We start from the raw sequence: 5,464 nt of genomic DNA, 5'->3' as shown, positions 1-5,464 counted from the left end.
GCCGACAGGTGGGCGTTGTAGTTGCCGACGGCGCCGTTGATCTTGCCCAGCAGCGGTACGGCAGCGACTTGAGCGATCTGGCGCTCCAGACGGTAAACCACGTTCGCCAGTTCTTTGCCCAGGGTAGTCGGCGAAGCCGGCTGACCGTGGGTGCGCGACAGCATCGGCACGTCGGCGAAGCGGATGGCCAACTCGCGGATGGCTTCGGCGGTCTGGCGCATCAGCGGCAGCATCACGTCATCACGGCCTTCACGCAGCATCAGGGCGTGGGACAGGTTGTTGATGTCCTCGCTGGTGCAGGCAAAGTGGATGAATTCACTGACGTTGGCCAGCTCAGGCAGCTTGGCAGCTTGTTCCTTGAGCAGGTACTCAATGGCTTTAACGTCGTGGTTGGTGGTGCGCTCGATCTCTTTGACGCGCTCGGCGTGTTCCAGAGAGAAGTTTTCCGCCAGGGTGTTCAGCACGGCGTTAGCTTCGGCGGAGAACGCCGGAACTTCGCTGATGGCAGGGTGAGCGGCCAGGCGCTGGAGCCAGCGCACTTCAACCAGGACACGAGCACGGATCAGACCGTATTCGCTGAAAATTGGGCGCAGGGCCTGGGTTTTGCCGGCGTAGCGGCCGTCAACAGGGGAAACCGCAGTGAGCGAAGAGAGCTGCATGGGGTGTTCTCGGACAGTCGGGCAACGAAATGGGGCGCGTATCATACATGAAAAAGTTCCGCTGGTCCGTTGCCAACTGACCAGCGTCTTACGCGTTACAGGCTAAAAATCAGTATTACAGGCGCAGTTCAGCTGCTGTGCATCAGCGGATAAAGCTCTTTGAGCAGTTTGCGGCGACTGATCACCAACTGCCAGCGATGACCGCCCAGCTGCCGCCACAAGCGCGCCGAACGGATACCGGCCAGCAACAGGGCGCGGATCTTCGAGGCGTTGCTTGGCTGCTGCAGGTTGCGCATGTCGCCGTGCACCTGAATGCGTTGGCGCAGGGTACTCAAGGTGTCCTGATACAGCGCGCCACAGGCGGCGATCACGTTTTCATGGGCCGGGCCGAAATGCTCGACCTGGGACTGAATCTGCGGCAAGCKCTTGCCGATTACTTCAAGCATGTCGCCACGCTTGGCCAGTTGCCGCTCGAGACCGAGCATCGACAGGGCATAGCGCAGGGGTTCGCGCTGCAGGGTGCTCGGATCGCGTTCGAGGGCGCCGATCAACGCGCGATAACCTTCGCGCAGATTGATATCGTCGCCGCCGTAGACCTCCAGCGTGTCCTTGGGGTCGATGATCAACAAGCTGCCAAGCATGCAGGTCAGGCCGGCTTCGCTGACCTGCCCGGTCTTGGCTATCTTGTCGACCAGCACGGCGGCGAGAAACACACCGCCGAGCGCTATCAGTTGTTCCTGAGTCGGGCTCATGCGCACGAATCCTTGCTGCTCCAGGGTTCGGCGACTTCGATGACACCGCCACCGAGGCAGACTTCACCGTCGTAAAACACCACCGATTGACCTGGGGTGACCGCGCGCTGCGGGTCATCGAAGGTGGCGCGGTAGCCGTTGGCGGTTTTTTCCAGGGTGCAAGGCTGGTCGCACTGGCGATAGCGTACTTTCGCCGTGAGTTTGCGTGGCGAGCTCAGGTCGACCGGGTTGACCCAGTAGATGTCCGAGGCAAGCAGGGCGCGGGAGAACAGCGTAGGGTGATTATTGCCCTGGCCAACGATCAGCTCGTTGCGTTCCAGGTCCTTGATCAGCACGTACCATGGCTCGTCGCCGGCATCTTTCAAACCGCCGATGCCCAGGCCCTGGCGCTGGCCGATGGTGTGGTACATCAGGCCATGGTGGCGGCCGATCACTTTGCCTTCGGTGGTCTTGATCTCGCCTGGCTGTGCCGGCAGGTATTGCTTGAGGAAGTCGCTGAAGCGTCGCTCACCGATAAAGCAGATACCGGTGGAATCTTTCTTCTTCGCGGTGGCCAGGGCGTGTTTCTCGGCAATCGCGCGAACTTCGGGTTTTTCCAGTTCGCCGACCGGGAACAGGGTCTTGGCGATCTGTTCGCCACCCACGGCGTGCAAGAAGTAGCTCTGGTCCTTGTTCGGGTCCAGGCCTTTGAGCAATTCGGTGCGGCCATCGATGTCGCGACGGCGCACGTAATGGCCGGTGGCAATCAGGTCGGCGCCGAGCATCATGGCGTAGTCGAGGAACGCCTTGAACTTGATTTCACGGTTGCACAGGATGTCCGGGTTCGGCGTACGGCCGGCCTTGTACTCAGCCAGGAAGTGCTCGAACACGTTGTCCCAGTACTCGGCGGCGAAGTTGGCGGTGTGCAGCTTGATGCCAATCTTGTCGCACACGGCCTGAGCGTCCGCCAGATCGTCCATGGCGGTGCAGTAGTCCGTTCCGTCGTCCTCTTCCCAGTTCTTCATGAACAGGCCTTCCACCTGATAACCCTGCTCGATCAGCAGTAGGGCAGAAACGGAAGAGTCCACGCCGCCGGACATGCCGACAATGACGCGCTTCTTTTGTGTGTCAGAAGGGGCTGGATCACGCATAGGGATTTAATGAGTGTCTTGAAAAAGGACGCGATTCTATCAGGCCCGAGCCTGCAAGGCTAAAGAGAAGGGCGGATCAGTTCGAGACTGAAGAGTTTACCGCTCAGGTAATCGTCGATACAGCGAATAATCAGCTCGCTGCGCCAGTGGTCGCGTTGTGCAAGGAGTTCGTTGCGGGTCAGCCATTTTGCGCCGACGATGCCGTCGTCGAGTTGATAATCGGGGTGGTGCTTCACTGCTTTGGCGGCAAAACACACGCGTTGGTAAGTCACGCCGTTGCTTGGAGCGGTGTACAGATAGATGCCTACTACGCCGGTGGCTTCAACGTCCCAGCCGGTTTCTTCGAGGGTTTCGCGGATGGCGGCTTCGGTCAGCGTCTCGTTCGGGTCCAGGTGCCCGGCCGGTTGATTGAGCACCGCGCGTCCGGCCTTGAGTTCTTCGACCATCAGGAAGCGGCCATTGTCTTCGACAATGGTGGCGACGGTGATGTGGGGTAGCCAATCCATGAGGTCTCCTCGATCTAATGCTGGAATAAAAAACAATGTGGGAGCGAGCCTGCTCGCGATTGCAGCGGGTCAGTCGACATCAGTGTTGAATGATAAACCGCTATCGCGAGCAGGCTCGCTCCCACATTGGTCCGGTGTTCGTGTTGGAGTTATGTGAAGGGCAAAAACAGAAACCCCGGCGCGGGCCGGGGTTTCTGGTGTTCCCTTACAACCTTAAACCAGCGCAGCAATCGCCGCGTTGAAGGTGTTGCTTGGGCGCATGGCCTTGCTGATCAGCTCGGCGTCGGCGTGGTAGTAACCGCCGATGTCGACTGGCTTGCCCTGAACGGCGTTGAGCTCGGCAACGATGGTTGCCTCGTTCTCGGTCAGTGTTTTTGCCAGTTGGCTGAACTGCGCTTGCAGCGCTGCGTCTTCAGTCTGGGCGGCCAGGGCCTGAGCCCAGTACAGCGCCAGGTAGAAGTGGCTGCCGCGGTTGTCGATGTTGCCGACTTTGCGCGATGGCGACTTGTTGTTGTCCAGGAACTGGCCGGTGGCCTGATCCAGGGTCTTGGCCAGCACCAGCGCCTTAGGGTTGTTGTAAGTAACACCCAGGTGCTCAAGGGAGGCGGCCAGGGCCAGGAACTCACCCAGGGAATCCCAGCGCAGGAAGTTTTCTTCCAGCAACTGTTGAACGTGCTTCGGTGCCGAGCCGCCAGCGCCGGTTTCGAACAGGCCGCCGCCATTCATCAGCGGAACGATCGACAGCATCTTGGCGCTGGTGCCCAGTTCCATGATCGGGAACAGGTCAGTCAGGTAGTCGCGCAGTACGTTGCCGGTCACCGAGATGGTGTCCTTGCCTTCGCGAGTGCGGGCCAGGGTGAAGGTCATCGCGTCGACTGGCGACATGATGCGGATGTCCAGGCCGGACGTGTCGTGATCCTTCAGGTAAGCCTGAACTTTCTCGATCACTACGCCGTCGTGGGCGCGCATTGGGTCCAGCCAGAAAATCGCCGGCGTTGCGCTTGCGCGAGCACGGTTGACCGCCAGTTTGACCCAGTCCTGGATCGGCGCGTCTTTGGTCTGGCACATGCGGAAGATGTCGCCGGCTTCAACCGGTTGCTCCAGCAGAGTGCGACCAGCGCTGTCGGAAACGCGAACCACGCCGTTTGCCTTGATCTGGAAGGTCTTGTCGTGGGAGCCGTACTCTTCGGCTTTTTTCGCCATCAGGCCAACGTTTGGCACGCTGCCCATGGTGGTTGGGTCGAAGGCGCCGTGTTGCTTGCAGTCTTCGATCACCGCCTGGTAGATGGTGGCGTAGCAGCGATCCGGGATCACGGCCTTGGTGTCGTGCAACTGGCCATCGGTGCCCCACATCTTGCCGGAGTCACGGATCATGGCTGGCATCGAGGCGTCGACGATGACGTCGCTCGGCACGTGCAGGTTGGTGATGCCTTTGTCGGAGTTGACCATCGCCAGCGACGGACGAACCGCGTAGACCGCCTGGATGTCCGCTTCGATCGCGGCTTGCTGCTCGGCAGGCAACGCCTTGATACGGGCGTACAGGTCGCCGATGCCGTTGTTCAGGTTGAAGCCGATCTGTGCCAGCACGTCAGCGTGCTTGGCCAGGGCGTCTTTATAGAACTCGGCAACGATCTGGCCGAACATGATCGGGTCGGAAACCTTCATCATGGTGGCTTTCAGGTGAACCGACAGCAGTACGCCTTTTTGCTTGGCGTCTTCGATTTCAGCGGCGATGAAGCTGCGCAGGGCATTTTTGCTCATCACGGCGCAATCGAGGATCTCACCGGCTTGCACGGTGGTTTTTTCTTTCAGGACGGTGGTGGTGCCGTCTTGAGCGATCAGTTCGATTTTCACGGCGTCAGCGGCGTCGATCAGGGCGGCTTTTTCGCTGCCGTAGAAATCGCCGGTGCTCATGTGGGCAACGTGAGACTTGGAGTCTTTTGCCCAGGCGCCCATTTTGTGCGGGTGCTTGCGAGCGTAGTTCTTGACCGACAGCGGTGCGCGACGATCGGAGTTGCCTTCGCGCAGAACCGGGTTTACCGCGCTGCCCTTGATCTTGTCGTAACGGGACTTGGCGTCCTTGTCGGCGTCGCTGGTGACGGTTTCCGGGTAGTCCGGCAGTGCATAGCCCTGGGCTTGCAGCTCTTTGATCGCGGCCTGCAGTTGCGGAACCGAAGCGCTGATGTTCGGCAGCTTGATGATGTTGGCTTCAGGCGTGACGGCCAGCGCGCCCAGTTCGGCGAGGTGGTCGGCTACGGCTTTATTACCCAATTGCTCGGGGAAGCTGGCCAGGATGCGCCCTGCAAGAGAGATATCGCGGGTTTCCACGGCGATATCAGCGGAGGCGGTGAAGGCCTCTACGATAGGCAACAGTGAATAGGTGGCGAGGGCTGGGGCTTCGTCGGTGAAGGTATAGA

Annotated in this window: 5 protein-coding genes; all 5 read right to left on the bottom strand. The window is 60.1% G+C overall.

The features are described 5' to 3' along the window. Window positions 1-659 (bottom strand): lyase family protein (locus tag AC1DH9_RS21060; RefSeq protein ID WP_477808722.1); only part of this gene is annotated, 659 nt, incomplete at its 3' end. A 128-nt stretch (window positions 660-787) separates the two neighbouring features. Beyond that, window positions 788-1,411: a high frequency lysogenization protein HflD gene (hflD, locus tag AC1DH9_RS21055; protein WP_477808721.1), complete on the bottom strand. Its 624-nt coding sequence runs from the start codon at window positions 1,409-1,411 to the stop codon at window positions 788-790. Beyond that, window positions 1,408-2,541 (bottom strand): tRNA 2-thiouridine(34) synthase MnmA, encoded by a 1,134-nt coding sequence (gene mnmA / locus AC1DH9_RS21050; RefSeq protein ID WP_427537202.1) that lies wholly within the window; start codon window positions 2,539-2,541, stop codon window positions 1,408-1,410. Before mnmA ends, hflD begins: the two co-directional genes overlap by 4 nt. Before the next feature lie 59 nt (window positions 2,542-2,600). Further along, window positions 2,601-3,047 carry an NUDIX hydrolase gene (locus AC1DH9_RS21045; RefSeq protein ID WP_427537199.1) on the bottom strand — a complete coding sequence of 149 codons (447 nt, stop codon included), beginning with the start codon at window positions 3,045-3,047 and terminating at the stop codon, window positions 2,601-2,603. A 213-nt stretch (window positions 3,048-3,260) separates the two neighbouring features. Further along, window positions 3,261-5,464 (bottom strand): NADP-dependent isocitrate dehydrogenase (locus tag AC1DH9_RS21040; protein ID WP_477808720.1); only part of this gene is annotated, 2,204 nt, incomplete at its 5' end.

Source organism: Pseudomonas sp. 05T35 (assembly GCF_056396605.1).
This window is presented reverse-complemented; position numbering and strand designations above follow the sequence as displayed.

Excerpts from the sequence above, each read along its gene's own strand:
- mnmA (WP_427537202.1), bottom strand. The coding sequence starts at position 2,541 with ATGCGTGATCCAGCCCCTTCTGACACACAAAAGAAGCGCGTCATTGTC.
- AC1DH9_RS21045 (WP_427537199.1), bottom strand. The coding sequence starts at position 3,047 with ATGGATTGGCTACCCCACATCACCGTCGCCACCATTGTCGAAGACAAT.